Source organism: Roseixanthobacter psychrophilus, from assembly GCF_043195195.1.
In the GTDB taxonomy this organism is placed as follows: Bacteria; Pseudomonadota; Alphaproteobacteria; order Rhizobiales; family Xanthobacteraceae; genus NCEH01.
In genome coordinates this window covers 73,749-95,461 of sequence record NZ_JBAFWT010000021.1, presented here as the reverse complement: position 1 = coordinate 95,461, position 21,713 = coordinate 73,749, and the positions used below count along the sequence as shown (strand labels likewise).

20 protein-coding genes and 1 tRNA gene are annotated in these 21,713 nt (G+C 65.9%); 11 read left to right on the top strand and 10 right to left on the bottom strand.

Features of this window, described 5'->3' with window-relative positions; genetic code table 11:
* Positions 1 to 367: CHASE3 domain-containing protein (locus V5F77_RS18010; RefSeq protein WP_429006720.1), on the bottom strand; the 367-nt coding region annotated here is incomplete at its 3' end.
* A 910-nt stretch (positions 368 to 1,277) separates the two neighbouring features.
* On the opposite strand from V5F77_RS18010, the gene V5F77_RS18005 reads away from it, so the two are divergent.
* From V5F77_RS18005 to V5F77_RS17990, 4 genes are all read left to right on the top strand, one after another.
* Positions 1,278 to 1,586 (top strand): hypothetical protein, encoded by a 309-nt coding sequence (locus V5F77_RS18005; RefSeq protein WP_429006719.1) that lies wholly within the window; start codon positions 1,278 to 1,280, stop codon positions 1,584 to 1,586.
* A 124-nt stretch (positions 1,587 to 1,710) separates the two neighbouring features.
* Entirely contained in the window at positions 1,711 to 2,667 is a 957-nt protein-coding gene (locus V5F77_RS18000; protein ID WP_429006718.1) for a class I mannose-6-phosphate isomerase, read from the top strand.
* A complete protein-coding gene (locus V5F77_RS17995) occupies positions 2,664 to 4,949 on the top strand; it encodes a glycosyltransferase family 4 protein (protein WP_429006717.1) in 2,286 nt (761 codons plus the stop codon). The genes V5F77_RS18000 and V5F77_RS17995 overlap by 4 nt, the downstream gene beginning before the upstream one ends.
* Before the next feature lie 37 nt (positions 4,950 to 4,986).
* Positions 4,987 to 6,285: a glycoside hydrolase family 130 protein gene (locus V5F77_RS17990; protein ID WP_429006716.1), complete on the top strand. Its 1,299-nt coding sequence runs from the start codon at positions 4,987 to 4,989 to the stop codon at positions 6,283 to 6,285.
* A gap of 18 nt (positions 6,286 to 6,303) precedes the next feature.
* Here V5F77_RS17990 and V5F77_RS17985 read toward each other — a convergent pair whose 3' ends face one another.
* Both V5F77_RS17985 and V5F77_RS17980 read right to left on the bottom strand, forming a co-directional pair.
* Positions 6,304 to 6,567, bottom strand: coding sequence for a DUF1488 family protein (locus V5F77_RS17985; protein WP_429006715.1), 264 nt, complete (start codon positions 6,565 to 6,567; stop codon positions 6,304 to 6,306).
* Positions 6,568 to 6,609: 42 nt separating this feature from the next.
* Positions 6,610 to 6,873 carry a hypothetical protein gene (locus tag V5F77_RS17980; RefSeq protein ID WP_429006714.1) on the bottom strand — a complete coding sequence of 88 codons (264 nt, stop codon included), beginning with the start codon at positions 6,871 to 6,873 and terminating at the stop codon, positions 6,610 to 6,612.
* A 255-nt stretch (positions 6,874 to 7,128) separates the two neighbouring features.
* On the opposite strand from V5F77_RS17980, the gene V5F77_RS17975 reads away from it, so the two are divergent.
* Positions 7,129 to 7,980 carry a MurR/RpiR family transcriptional regulator gene (locus tag V5F77_RS17975; RefSeq protein WP_429006713.1) on the top strand — a complete coding sequence of 284 codons (852 nt, stop codon included), beginning with the start codon at positions 7,129 to 7,131 and terminating at the stop codon, positions 7,978 to 7,980.
* 19 nt (positions 7,981 to 7,999) lie between these two features.
* Here the strand turns inward: V5F77_RS17975 and V5F77_RS17970 are convergent, their stop codons facing one another.
* Positions 8,000 to 8,794 (bottom strand): HAD-IIA family hydrolase, encoded by a 795-nt coding sequence (locus tag V5F77_RS17970; protein WP_429006712.1) that lies wholly within the window; start codon positions 8,792 to 8,794, stop codon positions 8,000 to 8,002.
* Positions 8,795 to 9,004: 210 nt separating this feature from the next.
* On the opposite strand from V5F77_RS17970, the gene phnD reads away from it, so the two are divergent.
* From phnD to phnC, 3 genes are read left to right on the top strand one after another with little or no spacing between them, the layout of a single operon-like run.
* Complete coding sequence (phnD, locus tag V5F77_RS17965) at positions 9,005 to 9,862, top strand: phosphate/phosphite/phosphonate ABC transporter substrate-binding protein (RefSeq protein ID WP_429006711.1); 858 nt, start codon at positions 9,005 to 9,007, stop codon at positions 9,860 to 9,862.
* A gap of 30 nt (positions 9,863 to 9,892) precedes the next feature.
* Complete coding sequence (gene phnE / locus V5F77_RS17960; protein WP_429006710.1) at positions 9,893 to 10,726, top strand: phosphonate ABC transporter, permease protein PhnE; 834 nt, start codon at positions 9,893 to 9,895, stop codon at positions 10,724 to 10,726.
* The gene (gene phnC / locus V5F77_RS17955) at positions 10,723 to 11,562 is read left to right on the top strand and encodes a phosphonate ABC transporter ATP-binding protein (protein ID WP_429006709.1); all 840 of its coding nucleotides are present in this window, start codon (positions 10,723 to 10,725) and stop codon (positions 11,560 to 11,562) included. Before phnE ends, phnC begins: the two co-directional genes overlap by 4 nt.
* Before the next feature lie 283 nt (positions 11,563 to 11,845).
* Here the strand turns inward: phnC and V5F77_RS17950 are convergent.
* Positions 11,846 to 11,921, bottom strand: a tRNA-Glu gene (locus V5F77_RS17950).
* 289 nt (positions 11,922 to 12,210) lie between these two features.
* Entirely contained in the window at positions 12,211 to 12,903 is a 693-nt protein-coding gene (locus V5F77_RS17945; RefSeq protein ID WP_429006708.1) for a YggS family pyridoxal phosphate-dependent enzyme, read from the bottom strand.
* A 126-nt stretch (positions 12,904 to 13,029) separates the two neighbouring features.
* Here V5F77_RS17945 and V5F77_RS17940 point away from each other — a divergent pair, with 126 nt between their 5' ends.
* From V5F77_RS17940 to V5F77_RS17930, 3 genes are all read left to right on the top strand, one after another.
* Complete coding sequence (locus V5F77_RS17940) at positions 13,030 to 14,679, top strand: sensor domain-containing diguanylate cyclase (RefSeq protein WP_429006707.1); 1,650 nt, start codon at positions 13,030 to 13,032, stop codon at positions 14,677 to 14,679.
* Entirely contained in the window at positions 14,679 to 15,113 is a 435-nt protein-coding gene (locus tag V5F77_RS17935) for an NUDIX hydrolase (RefSeq protein ID WP_429006706.1), read from the top strand. Before V5F77_RS17940 ends, V5F77_RS17935 begins: the two co-directional genes overlap by 1 nt.
* A gap of 67 nt (positions 15,114 to 15,180) precedes the next feature.
* Positions 15,181 to 16,401, top strand: a complete 1,221-nt coding sequence (locus V5F77_RS17930) for an acyl-CoA dehydrogenase (protein ID WP_429006705.1) — start codon at positions 15,181 to 15,183, stop codon at positions 16,399 to 16,401.
* A 22-nt stretch (positions 16,402 to 16,423) separates the two neighbouring features.
* Here V5F77_RS17930 and V5F77_RS17925 read toward each other — a convergent pair whose 3' ends face one another.
* The 4 genes from V5F77_RS17925 to V5F77_RS17910 are packed head-to-tail and all read right to left on the bottom strand — an operon-like array spanning position 16,424 to position 21,564.
* Entirely contained in the window at positions 16,424 to 16,990 is a 567-nt protein-coding gene (locus tag V5F77_RS17925; protein WP_429006704.1) for a sarcosine oxidase subunit gamma, read from the bottom strand.
* A complete protein-coding gene (locus V5F77_RS17920; RefSeq protein WP_429006703.1) occupies positions 16,983 to 19,994 on the bottom strand; it encodes a sarcosine oxidase subunit alpha family protein in 3,012 nt (1,003 codons plus the stop codon). Before V5F77_RS17920 ends, V5F77_RS17925 begins: the two co-directional genes overlap by 8 nt.
* A complete protein-coding gene (locus V5F77_RS17915; RefSeq protein ID WP_429006702.1) occupies positions 19,994 to 20,299 on the bottom strand; it encodes a sarcosine oxidase subunit delta in 306 nt (101 codons plus the stop codon). Before V5F77_RS17915 ends, V5F77_RS17920 begins: the two co-directional genes overlap by 1 nt.
* An 11-nt stretch (positions 20,300 to 20,310) precedes the next feature.
* Complete coding sequence (locus V5F77_RS17910) at positions 20,311 to 21,564, bottom strand: sarcosine oxidase subunit beta family protein (protein ID WP_429006701.1); 1,254 nt, start codon at positions 21,562 to 21,564, stop codon at positions 20,311 to 20,313.
* Positions 21,565 to 21,713 lie beyond the last annotated feature (149 nt).

Sequence of the window (21,713 nt, the reverse complement as noted above, 5' to 3'; positions counted from 1 at the left end):
GCAGGAGCGGGGAGAGGGAAGCGAGGCGCAGTTCAGCCTCGGCATCTCCCGCCACGAGCTGTTTCAATTCGCTCTCGATTGCAAAGGCACGCCCGGCAACACCGACATAGGGCTGCAGATAGGTATCATCGCCGGTCAGGAGATAGCCGCGCTGCGCCGCCTCGGCGCCGCGGATCGTGAGGCCGAGATTCTGGATCGTGTTGAGGACCAGATAGCTATGTTGCGACCACTGGCGCGCCAGTCGGGCGGCGGTAAAGCGTTCCCACACGGCGGCGCTGACCAGCAAGAGCACCGCGATAAGGATCGCCAGGATGGCTGTATTCGCCCGGGCCGTCGTGAATCTTGAGGTCGTGAATTTTGTCATCATGGATTTTCCGGCGGCACACGGGAAAGCCCGTTCGCGCAAACTCGAAAACTTGACGATGATGACACTACATTCACTTTTATTTTATGTCGAATGAATGTTTCCCGCGCCGGAACGAGTGGAAGACTTCGTGCAGAGCGTGTGTGCTTGGAGTCTTGAACGGTCCGGTGTTTGAGCGCCCAAGTTTTTAAACGCCCGAGTTTTTAAACCCCTAAGTGTCTAAGCGCCCCAGGTGCTGACCTGTCCGGATAATGGATCCTGCGATCCCCCAGGTACGGTTTCATCAGCCAAGCATCCACACGTCATGCCAGTCCTTTTTCGTTCTCGTCTCGGTGCGGCGTTATGGCATGTGCGTGCACTGGAACCTTTCAGTTAATCCAAAATTGTTCCGCGAAATCGTCGACTTAGCTGTAATCGCATTCCATGATTTCATGAAATCAAGAAAGTTCCTTGTAGATGTGAAGTAATTTTCTTCGATTTTGTGGGTGGTGCGGGATAAATTCGAATGGGTTGCCGAATTCTCTCTTGCGATTTCGTTGCGCAGGCCCATATATGAAAGGCAAGCCGGTAAAAGAGCAGATTTCGGATGGCCGTTGGAGGGCGCGGAAGAGCGCCGGGCGATCCGGGCGAGCGGTGCGGTTGAACGGTCCGCCCGACACGGCCCAACTTGGCTTGGTGATTTGGCTTGGTGCCCGCATTTTTCTGACCGCGCAGCCGTCTTCGGGACTCGCTCGGCCTTGGAAGATTTGCAAGCCCGCGCCGCACGCTTTCAGTCGCGGCGCAGAATACGATATATTTCAAGTATTCATACTTGAAAATACGCTCATTTTTAAAGTGATCGCCATTGTATCTGCAGAATGACGGTCTCCGAACGGAGATGCGTGGCGGATCGGTGCGTAATGGAGAAATTATCATGCGCTATATTGGCGGTGTAGAGGGTGAGGGCGTGTTGCGGCTGGACGGACAGGAAATCGGCCGGGCAGCCTATGACTTCGACAGCTATTTCAATGCCTCGGTCGGCATCACCAGTTGCGGGGAGGTGCGGCTTTCGCCGGCGACCTTGCGCGGCGTGTTCGGCCGCCGCGTGGTTCAATTGCTGACCGACGACGGGCGCCTTCTGAACCTGACTTTTTCCGACAAGGAACTGCGTCTCGAAAGCGACGCGGCCCATGTGGATGTCACCGGCGACATTCCCTCCGAGGCGCCCAAACAACGCCACTAGAACAAGCAGCGCCGCTGAACACGCAGCGCCGCCGAGGAGGACCGGCCACGCATTCCGCGTGAACGGGAACGGTTGTCCGGTCTCAGATCGTCCCGATCTCAGCGGCGCGATCCAGGAGACTGTCATGGCGATCGAACAGGCCAACGTGCGCGTCGTTCGCAAGCCATGGGGCAGCACTGACCTGCTGCCGTGGTGCACCGTCCCCGTGGCCGAAGGCGCGGTGGGCGAACTCTGGTTCGAGCGCGCCGATGCGCAGGCGCCCGCGTCCGCCTTGCTGCTCAAATTGCTGTTCACCACCCAGCCTTTGTCGATCCAGGTCCACCCGGACGATGCCTTCGCGCGCGCCCTCGGCGAGCCGCACGGCAAGACCGAAGCCTGGTACGTCCTGTCCGCGACCCCCGGCGCCCAGGTGGCGATCGGCCTGAAGGTCCCCCTCTCGCCGCCGCAATTGCGCAGCGCCATCGAGGACCATTCGGTCGCCGACAAGATCCAGTGGCGCGATGTGCGCCGGGGCGACGTGGTGTGCGTCCCCGCCGGAACCATCCACGCCATCGGCGCGGGTCTCGTGATCGCCGAAATCCAGCAGCGCAGCGACGTGACCTTCCGCCTCTTCGATTATGGCCGCGCCCGCGAGCTGCATGCCGCCCAGGCGGTGGCCGCGACGCATTTCGAAGCGCTGCGCCCGCAAGCGGCGCCCCGCGCGCTCGGCAACGGCCGCACCTTGCTCGCGGCCATGCCCTATTTCGTCCTCGAGCGGATCGACCTCGATGCGGCGGCGTCCTGGTCGCTGGATGCCGAGGACGAGACCTGGGCGCTGATGCTCGACGGCAGCGCCAGGATCGGCGGGTTCGACACGCCGGTCGGCGGCGCGGTGTTCCTCAAGCGGGAACGCGCGCGGATCGAGGCCGGCCCCGATGGCGCGCGGATACTGCTGGCCTATGCCGCGCGCGTGCCCCGAGCGGACCTGCTGATCGCCGAACCCGCGCAATTCTCGGCGGGGACGGGCGATCCGATCGCCGCTTTCCTCAAGTCCCCTCTTTCAGCGGATACCTCCCTCCGCGCCCCGGAGATGCGCCCGTGACCCACGTCAAGCATGTCGCCTTCATTGGCAATTCCCTGCCGCGCCGCTGCGGCATCGCCACCTTCACCACCGACCTGCAGACCGCCATCGCCGCCGCACCGGCGCGGATCAGCACGTCCATCGTCGCCATGAACGATCATGGCCAAGCCTATGATTATCCCGCCGCCGTGACGATCCAGATCAACGATGACAAGATCGAGGACTATATCCGCGCCGCCGACGCCTTGAACCGCGCCAAGGTCGACGTGGTCTGTGTGCAGCACGAATTCGGCATTTTCGGCGGGGAGGCGGGGGCCTATGTCGTGGCGCTGCTGTCGCGCCTGAACATGCCCGTCGTGACCACCCTGCACACCGTTCTGGCGGAGCCCAATGCGGCGCAGCGGCGGGTGATGGAGCGCATCGTCGCCGCCTCGACGAAGCTCGTCGTCATGGCCGAGAAGGGGCGCGACCTGCTGCTCACGGTCTATCGCGTTCCGGCGGACAAGATCGAGATCATCCCCCACGGCATTCCCGACTTCCCCTTCGTCGAGCCGTGCGCGGCGAAGGCAAGGCGCGGGTTCACCGGGCGTTCCGTGATCCTCACCTTCGGCCTGCTGTCTCCCAACAAGGGGATCGAGGTGATGATCGATGCCATGCCGGAGATCCTCAAGCGGCGGCCGGATGCGGTCTATGTGGTGCTTGGCGCGACCCATCCCAATCTCGTTCGCACCCAGGGCGAAGCCTATCGGGAAAGCCTCGTGGCGCGCGCGGACGCGCTGGGGATCGCGGGGCACGTGGTGTTTCTCGACCAGTTCGTCGACCAGCCGACGCTGCTCGACTTCATCTCCATGTGCGATGTCTATGTGACGCCCTATCTGAACGAGGCGCAGATGACCTCCGGGACCCTGGCCTATAGCTTCGGCCTGGGGAAGGCGGTGGTCTCCACGCCCTATTGGCATGCGCGGGAGCTTCTGGGGGCCGGGCGGGGCGTGCTGGTCCCGTTCGGCGATTCCCCCGCCATCGGCGCGGAGATCGCCGATCTGCTCACCGATGACGTGCGGCGCGAGGCCATGCGCCAGCGGGCCTATGCCGCCAGCCGGTCCATGACCTGGGCGCGGACCGCCGAACGCTATATCGCCACGTTCGAAAGCGCGCGTCGCGGCCATCGGCTGGATGTGATCGCCCGCCGGGCGAATGGCGCGTCCGCCCAGGCGCGTCCGCCCGTGCCCCATCTTCAGCTCAGCCATTTTCTGTCCATGTGCGACGATACCGGCCTGTACCAGCATGCGGTGCATTCGGTGCCCGACCGGGCGCACGGCTATTGCGTGGACGACAATGCCCGCGCCCTTTTGCTCGCCTGCGCGCTCACCGCCGCCGGCGAGGCGGGGTTGCCGGAGGGGGTGACGGCCCGCTTCGCGGCGTTCGTGCAGCACGCCTGGAATCCGGACCTGCGGCTGTTTCGCAATTTCATGAGCTTCGATCGCCGCTGGCTCGAAGATCGCGGCTCGGAGGACAGCCATGGGCGGACCTTATGGGCGCTCGGCATCTGCGCGCAGACGGACGGGGATCGATCCCGGCGGAACTGGGCGACCGCCTTGTTCGGCGAGGCGCTCGGGCGAGTCGAGGGCTTCTCCTCGCCGCGCGCCTGGGCGTTCACCTTGCTCGGCCTGGACGCCTATTGCGCCGCCCACCCGGAGGATGCGGAGGCAAAGCGCATGCGGCTGGTGCTGGCCGACCGGCTGATGGCCCTGATGGCGGCCGTGGAAACCAAGGACTGGGTGTGGTTCGAGGAGGGGCTGTCCTACGACAATGCCCGCTTGCCCCAGGCGCTGATCCTCACCGGCGTGTCTTGCGGCGCGCCTGATTATGTCGAGGCAGGCCTGCGCGCGCTGCGCTGGCTGATGACGCTGCAGACCGCGCCGACCGGGGTGTTCCGGCCGGTGGGGACCGAAGGGTTCGCGGACGTGCGGATGATGCCGGAAGCCTTCGACCAGCAGCCGGTCGAGGCGACCGCCGCCATCTCCGCGTGCCTTGCGGCATGGGAGGCGGACGGCGATCCGGTGTGGCGCGAGGATGCGGAGCGGGCCTTCGCCTGGTTCTACGGCAGCAACGATCTGTCCGTCTCGCTGGTGGATATCGAGACCGGCAGTTGCCGCGACGGCTTGCATCGCGACCGGCCGAATGAGAACCGGGGCGGTGAATCCGTGGTGTCGTTCGCGCTGAGCGTGATAGAGATCAGGCAACTCGCCCAGATGCGCGGCGAGCAGACGCAGGCAGCCTCGTTTCGCGCCCTGAGCGCCTGATCGCACGAAGCGAACCATCAACCGAACCGAGGCCGTCGTGTCCCACCCTATGTTTCTGAACCGGCAGGCAGCCTACCTGCGCCCGGATCCCGCGCGCGTGGTCGTGCGGCCCTTCAAGCCGGCGACCGAACCGCGCGACTTCAACCCCACCGACAAGACACGGGCGAACCATATCGTCGACCGGGTCCTGGCGCTCGACACCGCCACCGCCGAGAGCCAGCTCGCCGAGGTGCTGGAGAATTTCCAGGGGCGGCATCGCAATCTGCTGGCGACCTTCGAGGCCCGGGCCGAGGAGATGGAAGAGGCGCTCGCCGCGCACGACACCTTCAGCGCCGTCCAGCGGCGTCTGGTGGGCGCCTATTTTCTCCACGAATATTCCTTTGAAGCCTCCGCCCTGTTCAATCCGAGCATCGTTGCCCATCCCGACCAGTCGGGGGCGCCGGAGGGCGGGCGGCGGTTCATCCTCAGCCTGCGCGCGGTCGGGGAAGGGCATATCTCCTCCCTCACCTTCCGGGCCGGAACCATTTCCGCCAATGGCAGCGTCAGCGTGGACCCGACGGTGCGCCTCGCCTCCACGCCCACCATCCGCGCGCGGATCTCCGGGCCCGATGGCGAGCATGTGGAGGTTCTGTTCGGGCCGGAGGAGGACATCAGCGAGCGGGTGATTTTCCCCGTCACCGAGGCCCAGTCCAACGGGATCGAGGATGCCCGTTTCGTCGAGTTCGAACACGAGGGCCAGCGGACCTATTACGCCACCTATACCGCCTACAGCGGCCGGTCGATCCGTTCGGAACTCCTGGAAACGCAGGATTTTGCCTCGTTCCGCCTCACGCCGCTGCGGGGCAGCGCGGCGCGCAACAAGGGCATGGCCCTGTTTCCGCGCAAGATCGACGGCCATTTCGCCATGGTGGGGCGGCAGGACAATGAGAATTTGTATCTCATCAAGTCCGACGATCTCTATTCCTGGGACGGCGGGCAATTGATCCTGAAGCCGAAGTTTCCCTGGGAGTTCGTGCAGATCGGCAATTGCGGATCGCCGATCGAACTCGACGAGGGCTGGCTGCTTCTGACCCATGGGGTCGGCCCGGTGCGCAAATATGCCATCGGGGCGGTGCTGCTCGACAAGACGGACCCGTCCCGGGTGCTCGCGCGGGCCCGCGAGCCGCTGGTGCGGCCGGAACCTTCCGAGCGCGAGGGCTATGTGCCCAATGTCGTCTATACGTGCGGCGCGATGCGGCACAAGGATCAGATCATCCTGCCCTATGCGGTCTCGGATACGTTCTCGAATTTCGCCACCATCAAGATCGCGGACCTGATGCGCCTGATGGTTGGCTGAGGCGCTGCCGGCGGGCTTTCAGAAGTCCGCAGCAGACAGGCGGTAATGGCTCAGGCGGCGCTTGGAATAGGCGCTGCTGGCGGCCTTCTGGATCCGCACGCGGTTGCCGTCGAACACCCGCAGCAAGGAAATCTCATCCTCCTGCACGTCGGATTTAATCCGGCGCAACGCCCCTGTTTCCACCTGGAAGGCGACTTCGAACGCGCCGTCGTAGCCCCAGAAGCAGACGCAATTGCGCGCCATGTCGAGGGAGCGGCTGAGATTGGGAAAATTAAGCGCCATTGTGAATTCCGCCCATGCTCCGATTTTGCCGAGGGTGCGGCATCACACCGTTTGGTCGCGGTCCTTCAGCAGGGCCGCGTCGACATCGGTCTGGTTGACCGGGACGATCCGGCCGGCCGTGCGCGAGGCCGGGTCCGCCGGAAAGTGCAGCTTGGTCGCCACCAGCCGGTAGGCCGCGTCCATGCCCGCAATCCGTTCGCTTTCGGTTTCGACGATATAATTTCCGGCCGCCTGCACGCCCTCGATCCCGCGCATCTCGAATGGGTGAGCAAACGCTATGGCCTTCTGCTTCAAGAAAGAGGGCATGAAATAAAATCCTTCAAATACTTTATCTTAAAATGGGAAGAAATTCAAAACATGTAAGATATTATTCGAATAATATTCAATTTACTGGCCGGAAAGCATGAAAAACGAGCATTTGAGCGTATGAAGACGATGGGCTGACATGCATGGCCGTGGCGCCCGATCTCTTCGCCCGATTTGCCGCGGCGGGGGGTAGCCGGGAGGGGCGGCGTGTTAGTATGAATGGCGCTCAATCAATCAGCAGCATGGGTGCGCGTAATGGAGTTTCCGCTTGCCAAGCTGAAGGCGTCGCTGGAGGAATTGCCCCCCGCGGCCCGGCGCATCGCGGCCTATCTGGTGGAAAATCCCGCCCTGATCCTTGATATGTCCGTGAACGAGGTGGCCGAGGCGAGCAATGCCAGCGAGGGGTCGGTGATCGGCCTGTGCCGGCATATCGGGGCCGCCGGATTTCCCCAGTTGAAGATCGCCATCGCCAAGGAAATGGCGGCGTCCCGGGCCTTGCTCCATGAGGCGATCGTGCCCGGCGACGGGGCCGCCGATGTGGTGGCGAAAATCGCCGCGAGCCATATGCTGGCGATCGAGGATACCGCGAAGGTGCTGGATGTGGCGGCCATCGACCGCGCCGCAGCGCTCATGCTGGTGGCGCAGCGCATCGAGTTCTACGGCGTCGGCACCGCCGCCCCCATTGCCGAGGATGCGGCCTATCGGTTCCTGCAATTGGGGCTGTCCACGAAATGCGTCACCGATGCCCATGTGCAGGCGGTGAGCGCCGCCTTCACCGGCCCCAACGTGGCGACGGTGACCATCTCCCATTCCGGACGGACCCAGGAGACGCTGGAATCCACGCGGATCGCGCGCGAAGCGGGCGCGCGGACCATCTGCATCACCAACTTCGGCAAATCGCCGCTGCAGGAGCATTGCGAGGTGGTGCTCTACACCTCGTCCCAGGAAACCCGCTTCCGCATGGAAGCGCTGTCGAGCCGCATCGCGCAGATGGTGGTGATCGACATCCTGTACGCGCGGCTGGCCCTGCTGCGATGGAAGGAATCGCTGGAGGCGATCCAGAAATCCTACGAGGTCATCGGCACCAAGCGCCCGCGCGCGCCTTAGACCCGCATCGGCTCGGGGCTCACGCCGCCAGCAGGCGCGGCAAAGTGAGCGTGTCGTCGAGGATGCAGGCGGGCATGCCGAGGGCGCTTGCGCCGCGCCCGTCGGTGGCGGGATTGTCGCCGATCATCAGTGCCTGGTCGGCGGTAAGGCCGAGCTTTGCCAGTGCAGTCTGGAACAGGCCGGGCGAGGGCTTTCCGACCACCAGGTCGGGCTGCCGCCCGGCGGCGGCGGCGACCGCGGCGGCGAGGGCGCCGGTCTCGGGAACCCGCAGGCGCCCCGGACCTGGGTGCGCGCCGTCGGGATTGGTCACGACGAAGGCGGCGCCCCGGCTGACGGCGTTCGCGGCCGCGCTCAAGGCGGCATAGTCGAACTGTTCGTCCCGGGCGATGATCACCACCTCCGCCCGCTCCCGCGTCAGGCAAAGCCCGGCCTCCGCCGCCGCCGCTTGCAGAACCGGCGCGGCGCACAGGAGCACGCGGGCGCCAGGCCAGCGCCGGGCCGTGAGCGCGATGGTCTCCACGCCGGCGAGAATGATGCGGCCGGCGGGAATTTCCATGCCGGCGACGCGCAGCCGCTGGCTGAGCGTCGCGCAGGTATCTGACGAATTGTTCGACAGGACCATGGATCTGCGGCCGTGGCGGCGGATGAGATCGCGCGCGCCGGGCAGGACGCGGTGGGCGTGCATCAGCGTGCCGTCGAGGTCGATGAGGAGCCCGCGCGCCTGGGCAAGGGCCGTTCGGGCGGCCTGCAAGCCGTCGATGTCGGCATCGCGGCCCACGACGTCCGGGCCGATGTCACGTTGTGAGTCCTGCATTTCCTCGCCGTCTAACACCTGAGTTTTCTTCATTCTCGCGCCGAATGTCCTTGGAAATAAGCACCTGCGGCGATTTTTGCCCATAATTTGAGTTTTACTCAATTAATAATTTGTGTCACTGAATTTTCATCATCCAGGGGGTAAAGTGGGGATGAGAGGTGCTTTTCCGCAGCCTCGACGCCTTTGGCATTGCATCGAAGGGGACTGAGAATGACCAGCCGTCGGATGTTTCTCATCACGGCCGCGGCGATGCTCGCCGCACCCGCGATCCTGCGCGCGCAAACCCGCCCGCTCATCAAGGTCGGCCTTGCGCCCTCCCAGCCGACCCAGGCCGAGACCAAGAAGGTGTGGGAGCCGATCTATAAGATCGTCTGCGACCGCGCGGGGGTCGATTTGCAGCTCACGGTCGCCAACGACTGGGCCGGCATTTCCATCGCCATCAGCAGCGGCCAGATCGACATGGCCCAGATGGGGCCGTGGGGCTATGTGCTGGCCAAGATCAATGGCGGCGTCGAGGTCATCAATATGATGCTGGTGGACGGCAAGCCCTATTATAAGGGCCTGATCGTCGCCCGGCCGGGGTTGAAGATCGCGAAATTCCCCGACGACGCCAAGGGCATGTCGATGCAGATGCTCGACACCGGCTCGACCACCGGCTGGATGGTGCCCACCCATTACTTCAAGTCGCAGGGCATCGAGCCCAAGCAATTCTTCAAGCCCTATGCCGAGGGCGCTTCCGCCGCCGCGGCGCAGATGGCCACCATCAACGGGCAGGTGGATCTCGCCACGGGCTGGGATATTCACCGCAACACCATGATCCGCAACGGCCTGATGACCGCCGACGCCAATGAGGTGGTGTGGGAATCGCAGCCGCTGCCCAACGAATGCATCGTGGTGCGCCAGGGCCTCGATCCCGAGCTCGCCAAGAAGCTCCAGGCCGCCTTCAATTCCTTGACGCCGGAAGAGCTGAAGCTTCTGCCGAAGCCCTATACCGGCTTCATCTCCACCACCTATGAACCCTATGCCGTCCTTGAAAAAATGGGACGCGACCTCGGCGTGCTGAAATAGCCGCCATCCTCCTTGGCCGGGACCAGATCCATGTGGGACCAAAAGCGCGTGCCGCCCGTCCGAAATCCGGGCGGGGTCTATGTCGAACAGCCGGAGAGCCTGGCCGCCCCCCGCTCGCTGGCCCGCATCGGCCTCTGCCTTGGGTTGGCTGCGTTCTTCGTCGCCTGCCTCTGGCTCTCGGAATTCGATCCGGCGCGGCTGATTACGGGCGTGCCGCGCCTGCTGCAATGGGCGGCCAAATCCTGGCCGCCCTATCTTGCCGACCTCGACGTCTATTGGCTGCGGGCGGCGGAGACGGTGGCGATCGCGACCGTGGGAACCACCTTCGCCACCGTGTTCGGGTTTCCGCTCTCGGTGTTCATCGCCCGCAACGTGACCCCCTCGCCGCTCATCGCCTTGCCGATCCGCTGGCTGGTGAATTGCTGCCGGGGCGTCGATACCGTGGTGTTCGCGCTGCTGTTCGTGGCGGCGGTGGGGCTCGGGCCGTTCGCCGGCGTGCTCGGCATGATCGTTCATTCGGTGGGCGTGATCGCCAAGCTCAACAGCGAAGTGATCGAGACCTTGCCGCGCGCGCCCCTTGAAGCGGCCGCCATGACCGGCGCCAACCGCACCAAGATCATCTCTTATGCCTTGCTGCCTTCGGCGCTGCCCAATCTCGCGTCGATCTCCCTTTATATGTGGGAGGCCAATGTGCGCACCTCGACCATCCTCGGCATCGTCGGTGCCGGCGGCATCGGCATCGAGATCAAGGCCGCCATCGACCTCCTGGATTTCCCGAAGCTGCTGACGGTGACGGTCATCATGCTGATCATGGTCACCGCCATCGACCAGCTCAGCGCGTGGCTGCGCCGGAGGCTCGCATGACCGCCGCGCTCCCGCCCTCCCTGCGCGGCGCGGCCCTGGACGCGTTGCCCTCCGCCCGCGAGCAGGGTCCGCCGGCCCTGGAGCTGGTGGGCGTCTCGAAGATGTACGGCACGGCGCAGGCGCTGCGCGATGTGCAATTCACCATCCGGCCCGGCGAAGTGGTGGCGCTTTTGGGGCCGAGCGGCGCCGGGAAGAGCACCGTTTTCCGCTGCATTTCGCGCCTCGTGGAAGTGGATGGCGGGCAGGTGCGGGTGATGGGACGGGACATCGCCAGCCTCAACCGCGGCGCGCTGCGCGAACAAAGGCGCTCGATCGGCCTGATCTTCCAGCAATTCAACCTGATCGGCCGGTTGAGCGCGCGCGACAACGTGCTGGCCGGGCGGCTGGGGCATACCCCCACGTGGCGGGTGCTGGCCCGCATGTTCCGGTCCGCGGACCGGCAGATCGCGCTGGCGGCGTTGGACCGGGTCGGCCTGCTGGACCGCGCCTACCAGCGGGCGGATTCGCTCTCGGGCGGGCAGCAGCAGCGGGTCGCCATCGCCCGCGTCCTCGCCCAGCAGAGCAAGCTGATCCTCGCCGACGAGCCGGTGGCGAGCCTCGATCCCGCCTCGGCCGAGAATGTCCTCAATGTCCTGCGCGAGATCGCCCGCGAGCGGGGCATCGCGGTGCTGTGCAGCCTGCACCAGACCGACCTTGCCCGGCGCTATGCCGACCGGATCGTCGCCCTGCGCGCCGGTCAGGTGGTGCTGGACGCGCCGGCCGGCGATATCGACATGGCACAGATCGATGCGATCTATCACGGCAGCATCGATGCCCCCCCAAGCGAGGCCTGCTGAGCGGGCCCGGACGCGCGGCTTTCGGCCGTTCCGGAGGTGAAGCCGACCATGCCCCCAGCCTGGATGCACGCCTTGCGGCGGGAGACTGACAAGCGGGCTGCGCGGATCGAGAAATCATGTCGGGGAGGGGCCGTGTGACGAGCCAGATTGTGGATCGCTATACGCGTGCCGCCAGTCAGAAGCGGCTGACAGTAACGTGCTCCGCAAGATGAATGCGGAAGACGCTTCGCGTATATTGCCCAGCCGCAAAGAGCCCGTTCAACCCATTGATTTGTATGGGTAATGGCGCTCCCAAGGGGAATCGAACCCCTGTTTTCGCCGTGAGAGGGCGACGTCCTAGACCGCTAGACGATGGGAGCTGCGCGGAAGGGGCTCCGTATAGCTGCGAACTGGGCGGCCATCAAGCCCTTCCTGCAGGCATATGTGGGTCATCCCCAGGCTGGAGCCGAAACGCCGGCGGGACGCACGACCTGTGGGCGCGATGAGCTATGGCGGAGGCGAGCTGTCCCGAACCATGGCCCGCTCGCGCGCACTTTCCGGCGACCACCCCGACGGCCCCGGTCCTTGACCGGTGCCGAGAGGGGTGTGTTCAAACGCCGCGCGGCCATGGAGGAAGGACCGACGATCGATCTTCAGCGGCCGTTGCCATCAGGCGGGCGAGCGGGGGCGGTGGCCGAAGATGGCGCTACCGATCCGAACATGGGTCGCGCCCTGATGGATCGCCACCGCGAAGTCGGCGCTCATGCCCATGGAGAGGCCGCGCAGCCCGTTGCGCGCGGCGATCTGCGCGAGCAGGGCGAAATGCGGCGCCGGCACGTCCTCTACGGGCGGAATGCACATCAATCCCTCCACCTGCAGGCCGCAGGCGTCGCGGCATTGGGCGATGAAGGCGTCGGCTGCCTGCGGCAGAATGCCGGCCTTTTGCGGCTCGGCTCCGGTGTTTACTTGCACGAACACCGGCAGGCGGCGACCCTGGCGGGCCATTTCCTCGGCCAAGGCGCGCGCGATCTTGGGGCGATCCACGGTGTGGATCGCGTCGAACGTCTCCACGGCCTCGCGCGTCTTGTTGGATTGCAGCGGACCGATAAGGTGCAGCGCGATCCCCGGCGCCCGGGCCTTCAGCTCCGGCCACTTCTCGCGCGCCTCCTGCACCCGGTTCTCGCCGAACACCCGCTGGCCGGCATCGATCACCGGAATGATGTCGGGGGCGAAAAAGGTCTTGGATACCGCGATCAGATGCACGTCATCGGCCGCGCGGCCGGCTTCACGGCAGGCCAACTCCAGCTCCGCCCGCACCTGGGTAAGGCATTGCGCCGGATTGTCGTTTTCCAGGTCGGGCACGGGCAAAAATCCTTTGCATCCAGCGGTGCGGGCCATTTTGTGTGGCTCCCTTTTGTCGAAATATAGCGCTAGAAGAAAGGCTGGAGGTGTCCGCATTTTGGCGTGCGGGCGAGATGCTGGACATTCATGGCCGATCAAGCGCACGGATTTTGGGTTCGGCCCCGGCGACGCAATGTCAGCATCAGGCGGCGGCTCGCGTATCTGATCTTGCTGGTCGCATTGCCGATTTCCGCCGAGCGCACCTATGCCCTCCTGGTCAGCCGCCAGGAACAGGTCGAGCGCATCTATAGCAAGCTGCACAATGTCGCCCAATCCGCCGCCCTGGCGCAGCGCGAGACGGTGGGGGCCGCTCAGGCCGTGGTGCAGACGCTGAGTCGCCAGGCGACGGCCTTGATCCAGGAACCCGAGCATTGCGAGCAATTCCTGCGTCGCCTCAACAACGAGGCGGTGGGAATTCAAGGCGCCTTGATCGCGGATGCGGCGGGGCGGGTGGTGTGCGCCAGCTCCCGGGCGCTGCTGGGCGCCGACATTTCCGACCGCGATTATGTGCAGGCCGCCTTGAAGACGCCGCAGCCGGTCATCAGCGCGCTGCTGACTGCGCGCAACACCGGGCGCTCGGCACTGGTGGTCGCGGAGGCCGAGCGCGACGACCACGGAGATCCCGTCGCGCTCGCCGCGGTGGGACTGGACCTGCAATGGATGTCCCGGGTCGCGGCGCAATCCGGTGTCGACGACGGCGTCACCGTCAGCGTGGTCGACGGCGGCGGCACGATCCTGGCGCAGTATCCCGCCAGCACGAACCTCGTGGGTGTGAACGTCCGGGACCATCCGTTTTTCGCGCGCATCATGGCCGGCACCGAGGGAGAGCTGCAGGCCGTCGGGTTCGACGAGACCGAGCGCTATTTCGCTTATGCGCGGCTGCCGGGCACCAATATGCGGGTGCTCGTGGGCAGCGACAGTTCGGCGGTCATCGCCGCGATCGACCAGCGCATGTTCACCGTTTTCTTTGCTCTGCTTGCCGGCGTGGTGAGCTTGATCATCCTGGCCTGGTATGCGGCGGACAAGCTGGTGGTGGAGCCGGTGCAGCAATTGGCGCTGGATATCGTCGCAGTGGGCCGGGAAGAGGCGGATTCCATCGGGCAGGTCCGGGTGGAGGAGTTCCAGCCGCTGGTGGCGGCGTTCGGCGAGATGAACCGGCGCTTGTCCGAGCGCACCGAGGAATTGCGCAGCCAGAACGGCAGGCTTGCGGCGCTGGCGCGCATGGACGGGCTGACCGGGCTTGCCAACCGGCGCACCTTCGACGTGCAATTGTCGGAGGATTGGGTGCGCGCCGGCGACCTGCGGCGGCCGCTGGCCCTGGTGATGGCGGATGTCGACCATTTCAAGCTGTTCAACGACGCGCGCGGGCATCTCGCGGGCGACGACGCATTGCGCAGCGTCGCCCGCATGCTGTCCGCCGCCACCGCCGGCACCCGGTTTCTGGCGGCGCGCTATGGCGGGGAAGAGTTCGTGGTGCTGCTGCCGGATACCGACCTTGACGGAGCTGTGGAATTTGCCGAGGACGTGCGTCGCCTGATCGCCGCGCTCGCCATCGAGCACCCCGGCGTGCCCGCGCGGCGACTGACGGCGAGTTTCGGCGCGGCGGCCGCCGTCCCGCTCTTCCCCAGTTCGCCGGACGCCCTGCTCGCGGCCGTGGACGCCGCCCTCTATGAGGCGAAGCGCCTGGGGCGCAATCGCGTGGTGGCCGCGGCCGATCTGGTGGCGGAGCAATTGTGATGGAGCGCGTGCGTCGACCCGGTTGCGGTGCGCTGGCGGTGGTGGCGCGCGGCGGGCGGGTGCTGCTGGTGCGGCGCGCCAATCCGCCGGACCAGGGGCTTTGGGGTTTTCCCGGCGGCCGGATCGAATGGGGCGAGACCGTCGCGGAAGCCGCGGTGCGCGAACTGCTTGAGGAAACCGGCGTCGCCGCGCGGGCGGGTGTGTCGCTGTGCGCCCTCGACGCGCTGGACCGATCCGTGGATGGAGACATCCTGCATCATTATGTGCTGGTCGCGGTGCTCTGCCATTGGCGCAGCGGCGAGGGATTGGCGGCCGATGATGCAACCGAGGCGCGCTGGTTCGATCTTGATGAAATCGCGGCGCGGGAAGATGAACTCAGCCTGCGCGTGCTGGACGTGGCACGCCAGGCCATGGCGATGATCGAACGGGCGTAAGGCATAGGCGCGGCGCGATCCGCTAAAACGAACTGTCGGCCCGCGCGGCCGCATCTGGGAGGTTGTCATGTCACATGCGTCGCCGGTTCATTCCGCTCCCCACGCCAAGCCCGCGGCGTTCGACTGGTCCGACCCCTTCCGCTTCAACGATCAGTTGAGCGAGGACGAGCGGCTGATCCGCGATACCGCTAACGCTTATGCGCAGGACAAGCTCGCGCCGCGCGTGATCGAGGCCTATGCGAGCGAGAAGACCGACCGTTCGATCTTCAGCGAGATGGGCGAACTGGGCCTGCTCGGCGTCACGGTTCCAGAGGAATACGGCGGCGCCGGAGCTTCCTACGTGTCGTATGGCCTGGTGGCGCGGGAAGTGGAGCGGGTGGACAGCGGTTATCGCTCCATGATGAGCGTGCAATCCTCCCTCGTCATGTATCCGATCTTCGCCTATGGCGATGAGGCCCAGCGGCGCAAATACCTGCCCAAGCTGGCCATGGGGGATTATGTCGGTTGCTTCGGCCTGACCGAGCCCGATGCCGGCTCCGACCCCGCCGGGATGAAGACCAAGGCGGTGAAGATCGACGGCGGCTATCGCCTCACCGGCACGAAGACCTGGATTTCAAACGCCCCCATCGCCGACGTGTTCGTGGTGTGGGCGAAGTCCGAGGCCCACGGCAATGAGATTCGCGGCTTCGTGCTGGAAAAGGGCATGAAGGGGCTCTCTGCCCCGAAGATCGGCGGCAAGCTCTCGCTGCGCGCCTCCATCACCGGCGAGATCGTCATGGAGGGCGTCGAGGTGGGCGAGGACGCCCTGCTGCCCAACGTCTCCGGCCTGAAGGGGCCGTTCGGCTGCCTCAACCGGGCGCGCTACGGCATTTCCTGGGGCGTGCTCGGGGCGGCGGAGGATTGCCTGGCCCGGGCGCGGCAATACACGCTGGACCGCAAGCAGTTCGGCCGGCCGCTGGCGGCCACCCAATTGGTGCAGAAGAAGCTGGCGGACATGATGACCGAAATCGCGCTCGGCCTTCAGGGCTCGCTGCGGGTGGGCCGGCTGTTCGACGAAGGCCAGATGGCGCCGGACATGATTTCCATCATGAAGCGCAACAATTGCGGCAAGGCGCTCGATATCGCCCGCGTCGCCCGCGACATGCACGGCGGCAACGGCATCCAGCAGGATTACCACGTGATGCGCCACGCGCAGAATTTGGAGACCGTGAACACTTATGAGGGCACGCACGATGTGCATGCCCTCATTCTCGGCCGGGCCATCACCGGCATTCAGGCCTTCTTCTGAGAGTAGCGAAGGGCGCGGGGGTTCAGTCGAACTCCTGCGCCACCTCGTTCAGGAAGGTGAATACATAGGGCGCGAACGAGCGCCAGCATTCGACTTGAAAGCTCTTCTCCTGCGTGGCGCGCACCACCACCACGTCCGCCTTGCCGAGCAGGGTGCGGGTGGCGCTCCCCGCCGGGAAGGCGGCCTCGGCGAGGTCGAGCGCGATCCCGGCATTGAGCACGTCGCGGGCATGCGGCCCCAAGACGCGGATGCCGCAATTGCGGCTGCCCACATCCACCAGCGAGAAGAACCGGCCGGCGAGGCCCTGTTCCAGATCCGCGCGGATCTGCGCGCCCTCGGTCTCCGGCGCCACGATCAGCCATTCGTCCGGTCCAAGACGGGCGGCGAAGCGCTCCGCCGTGCCGGAGCAGGTGTTGATCGCGCCGGAGAAATCGAAGCCGGCGAGGACGCCTGCCGGTTGAGACTCAGCTTGCCAGATGCGCAGGGAGAACCGGGCGGCGGGCGCCAGCGGCGCCACCTGCGTCGCCCGAGCGCTGGCGGCGGGGGTCAGCACCGGGGTGCGGCGGGCGAGGGTCTGGGTGTCAGCCATGGGTGCTCTCTCCATTCACAGCGCCGTTCACGCGCTTGCCGTCCGCATCGAAGAAGACCGGCACGCCCACCTTCACTGCCGTGAAACCGGCGGGCGTGGTGACGTGCAGCGTCTCGCCCATGCGGGCGCGCCCGCCCTCCACCAAAGCCATGGCGATGGGATGCCCGCAGGCCGCGCTCCAATAAGAGGAGGTGACGTGGCCGAGCATCTTCATCGGCACCGGCTGGGCGATGTCGGCCACCACCTGCGCGCCCTCATCGAGCACCGTGGTGCCGTCGAGGCTGGCGAGGCCGACCAATTGCTTGCGGTCCGGCACGCTCATGTCGGGCCGCGCCAGCGAGCGCTTGCCGACGAAATCCGGCTTCAGTTTGGAGACCATGCCGCCGAGGCCGAGATCGTCCGGCGTCACGGTGCCGTCGGTCTCCTGGCCGACGATGACGAAGCCGCGCTCTGCGCGCAGCACGTGCATGGCTTCCGTGCCATAGGGCGTGATGCCGAAGCGCTGGCCGTAATCGTACAGCGCTTCCCACACCGCGCGGGCATAGTCCGCCGGCACGTTGATCTCATAGCCCATCTCGCCGGTGAAGGAGACGCGGAACAGCCGGGTCGGCACGCCCAGGATATGGCCGGTGCGGATCGCCATGTGCGGGAACGCCGCGGGGGAGAGGTCGATATCGGAGACGAAGGGCGCCAGAACATCGCGCGCCTTGGGCCCCTGGAGCGCGATCACCGCCCATTCTTCCGTGGTGGAGGTGGCGAACACCTTAAGGTCCGGCCATTCGGTCTGGAGATAGTCTTCCATATGCGCCAGCACGCGCGGCGCGCCGCCGGTGGTGGTGGTGACATGGAAGCGGTCCGGCGCGAGGCGGGCGACCACGCCGTCGTCGAACACGAAGCCGTCTTCCTTCAGCATCAGACCGTAGCGGCACTTGCCGGGTTCGAGCTTCAGCCAGGCATTGGGATAGATGCGGTTGAGGAATTCCGCCGCATCCGGCCCCACCACCTCGATCTTGCCGAGGGTGGAGGCATCGAAAATGCCGACGCCTTCGCGCACCGCCTTGCATTCGCGGTTCACCGCCGCGTGCATGTCTTCTCCCGCCTTGGGGAAATACCAGGCGCGGCGCCAGAGCGAGACATTCTCGAACTTCGCGCCGTGCTCCGCCGCCCACTCATGCAGCGGCGCCTTTCGGATGGGGTCGAACAATTCGCCCCGCGCCGAGCCGATGATCGCGCCGAAGGTGACCGGCGTGTAAGGCGGGCGGAAGGTGGTGGTGCCCACCTGCGGGATCGGCTTGCCCAGCAGATCGGAGAGAATACCCAGTGCCGCCATATTGGAGGTCTTGCCCTGGTCGGTCGCCATGCCGTTGGTGGTGTAGCGCTTCACATGCTCGACGCTCTGGAACCCCTCGCGCACCGCAAGGCCGATGTCCTTGGCGGTGACGTCGTTCTGGAAGTCCAGGAACGCACGCACCTTCTTGGGGTCGGCGTCGGTGGGCAGCACGCGGGCCGGCTTGAAGCCGGTGGCGGTGGCGGGCGTCGCGGCGAAGGTGCGGGTGCCGGTTGCGCCCGATGCGGCGCGCCCCGCCGCCCAGCCCTCGGCGAGGATCTGGGCGAGGTCATAGATGCCTTTGCAGGCGCCGGCCGAGCGTTCCGCCTGCACCGAGGTGCCGGGAACGAAGGCATCGATCTCGTCGCGGAAGGCCAGCTTGCCGCGCGATTGGGAGAACAGGTGCACGCTCGGCGTCCAGCCGCCGGAGACAGCCGCGCACTCGCACGGCAAGGTGCGCCGCGCGCCCACCTTGCCGGCGGAATCCACCGGGGCCACGATCAGCCCCGTCAGCGCCTTGCCGCCCGTGGCGCCGACGATGGTGTGGCCGGCGAGCAGCGGGATGCCCGTGATGAGCGCGCGTTCCGGGCCGATCTCCGCATTGGTGCGGAGATCCACCAGCGTTACGTCGAGCCCCGCCGCCTTGGCGTCCGCCGCAGCGCGATAGGCGCTGGCGCCATTGGTGGCGAACACGATCCGCCGGCCCGGCGCGACGCCGTAGCGATTGATGAACACCCGCACGCTCTCGGCCAGCATGATGCCGGGGCGATCATTGTCGGCGAAGGTGAGGGGGCGCTCGTGGGCGCCGGTGGCGATCACCACCTGTTTGGCGCGCACCTGCCAGAGCCGCTCGCGCGGCAGCTTGGCGTCGGGCTGCGCGAGATGGTCGGTGACGCGCTCGGTGAGCACGACGTGATTGTGGTTGTAATAGCCGAACGTGGTGGTGCGCGGCAGCAAGGTCACGTTCGGGCGGGTGGCCAGCGCCTTCAACGCCTGCGCCACCCATTCGGCGGCCGAGACACCGTCGATGGTGGCGCTGGCCTCGTGCAGCAGGCTGCCGCCCATCTCCGCCTGTTCGTCGGCGAGGATCACCCGCGCATCGCCTTCGCTGGCGGCAAGCGCGGCCGCAAGGCCGGCAGGCCCGGCGCCCACCACCAGCACGTCGCAATGGGCGTTGCGGTGGACGTAGCGATCCGCGTCCGGCAGATCGGGCGCGACGCCAAGGCCGGCGGCGGCGCGGATTCGCGGCTCATAGACTTTGTCCCAGAAGGACCGCGGCCACATGAAGGTCTTGTAGTAGAAGCCCGCCACCAGTACCGGCGAGACAAGGTCGTTCACCGCGCCGATATCATGTTCCAGCGAGGGCCAATGGTTCTGTGAGGCGAGCTTCAGGCCAGCGGTGGCTTCCACGACGGTGGCGCGGTTGTTCGGGTCCACGCGCCCGGTGCCGCGATCGACGCTGAGCAAGGCGTTCGGCTCGTCCGCGCCATGGGTGAGGATGCCGCGCGGGCGGTGATATTTGAACGAGCGGCCCACCAGCGTGATGCCATTGGCGAGCAGCGCGGAGGCCACCGTGTCGCCGGCATATCCTTCCACCGTGCGGCCGTTGAAGGCGAAGGTGAGCGGGCGGGCACGGTCCACCCGGCCGCCCTTGGGAAGGCGATGAGACTGGACCATCACTTGCCTCCCTGCGCGGGCGTATCCGCCGCGATATCGGGCCTCGGCGCGCCCATCTTGTAGGTGGCGAGGATGCTGTCGCTCACCGTGTTGCGCACCGCGTTGAACCAGCGGCCGCAGCCATGGGAATGCAGCCAGCGTTCCGCATGCAAGCCCTTCGGGCTTTTGCGGATGAAGAGATACTCCGCCCATTCGGCATCGCTGAGGGCGGCAGGATTTTCCGGCCGGGCGATATGGGCTTCGCCGCCGCAGTGGAATTCGATTTCCGGCCGCGCGCCGCAATAGGGACAGGAGATGAGGAGCATGACGCGGGCCTTCAGTGCGCGACCGCCGCCGCCGCCGCTTCGTCGATGAGGCGGCCGGTGCGGAAACGATCGAGGGTGAACGGGGCGTTGATGGGGTGGGGTTCGTCGCGGGCGATGGTGTGGGCGAAGACATTGGCCGAGCCCGGCGTCGCCTTGAACCCGCCGGTGCCCCAGCCGCAATTCACATAGAGCCCCTTCACCGGCGTCTTGCCGATGATGGGCGAGCGATCCGGCGTCACGTCGACGATGCCGCCCCAGGAGCGCAGCATGCGCATGCGGGTGAATTGGGGGAACAATTCGCAGATGGCATCCAGCGTATGGGTTGTGATGTGCAGCCCGCCCTGCTGGCTGTAGGAGACATATTGGTCCGTGCCCGCGCCGATGACGAGTTCGCCCTTGTCGGATTGGGAGATATAAGCGTGCACGGCGTTCGACATCAGCACACAGGGAAAGCACGGCTTTACCGGTTCCGAGACCAGGGCCTGCAGCGGGAAGCTTTCCAGCGGCATGCGCACGCCCGCCATGCCCATCACCACGCTGGTATGGCCGGCGGCGGAAACGCCGATCTTCTTCGCCTTGATGGTGCCGCGCGTGGTCTCCACCCCAGTCACCGCGCCGTCCGGGCCGCGATTGATGCAGGTGACTTCGCAATTCTGCAGGATGTCGACGCCCATCGCGTCGGCCGCGCGGGCATAGCCCCACACCACCGCGTCATGGCGCGCCGTGCCGCCGCGCCGCTGGAGCGCCGCGCCCATCACGGGATAGCGGATGTCCGGGGAGATGTTCAGCGGCGGGCAGAACTCCTTCGCCTCCTGCGGCGTCATCCATTCATTGTCGATGCCGTTCAAGCGATTGGAATAGACGTGGCGCTTGAAGCTTTGGACGTCATGGACATTATGCGCCAGCATCAAGACGCCGCGCTGGGAGAACATGACGTTGTAGTTCAGTTCCTGGGAAAGACCTTCCCACAGCTTCACCGCATGCTCGTAGAGCGCGGCGCTTTCGTCATAGAGATAGTTCGAGCGGATGATGGTGGTGTTGCGCCCCGCATTGCCGCCGCCGATCCAGCCCTTTTCCAGCACCGCGATATTGGTGAGGCCGTGTTCCTTGGCGAGATAATAGGCCGCCCCGAGGCCGTGGCCGCCGCCGCCGATGATGATGGCGTCGTAGCTCGCCTTGGGCGCGGGGTCGCGCCATTGGCGCTGCCAGCCCTGGTGGGCGTTCAGCGCTTCGGTCAGCAGCGATGATAAGGAAAAACGGCGCATGGGCCTTGGTCCCCTGGTTCCTGGCGCCAAGGTGCACCAGGGGCGCGGTCTTATCTCGTCGGCTTGCGACCCCGTTCTGGAACAAATCCGACATTCCGGGGGCAAACTTTCCAAATGGCGGCGGACTCGCCGCGGCGACGCATTTGCGA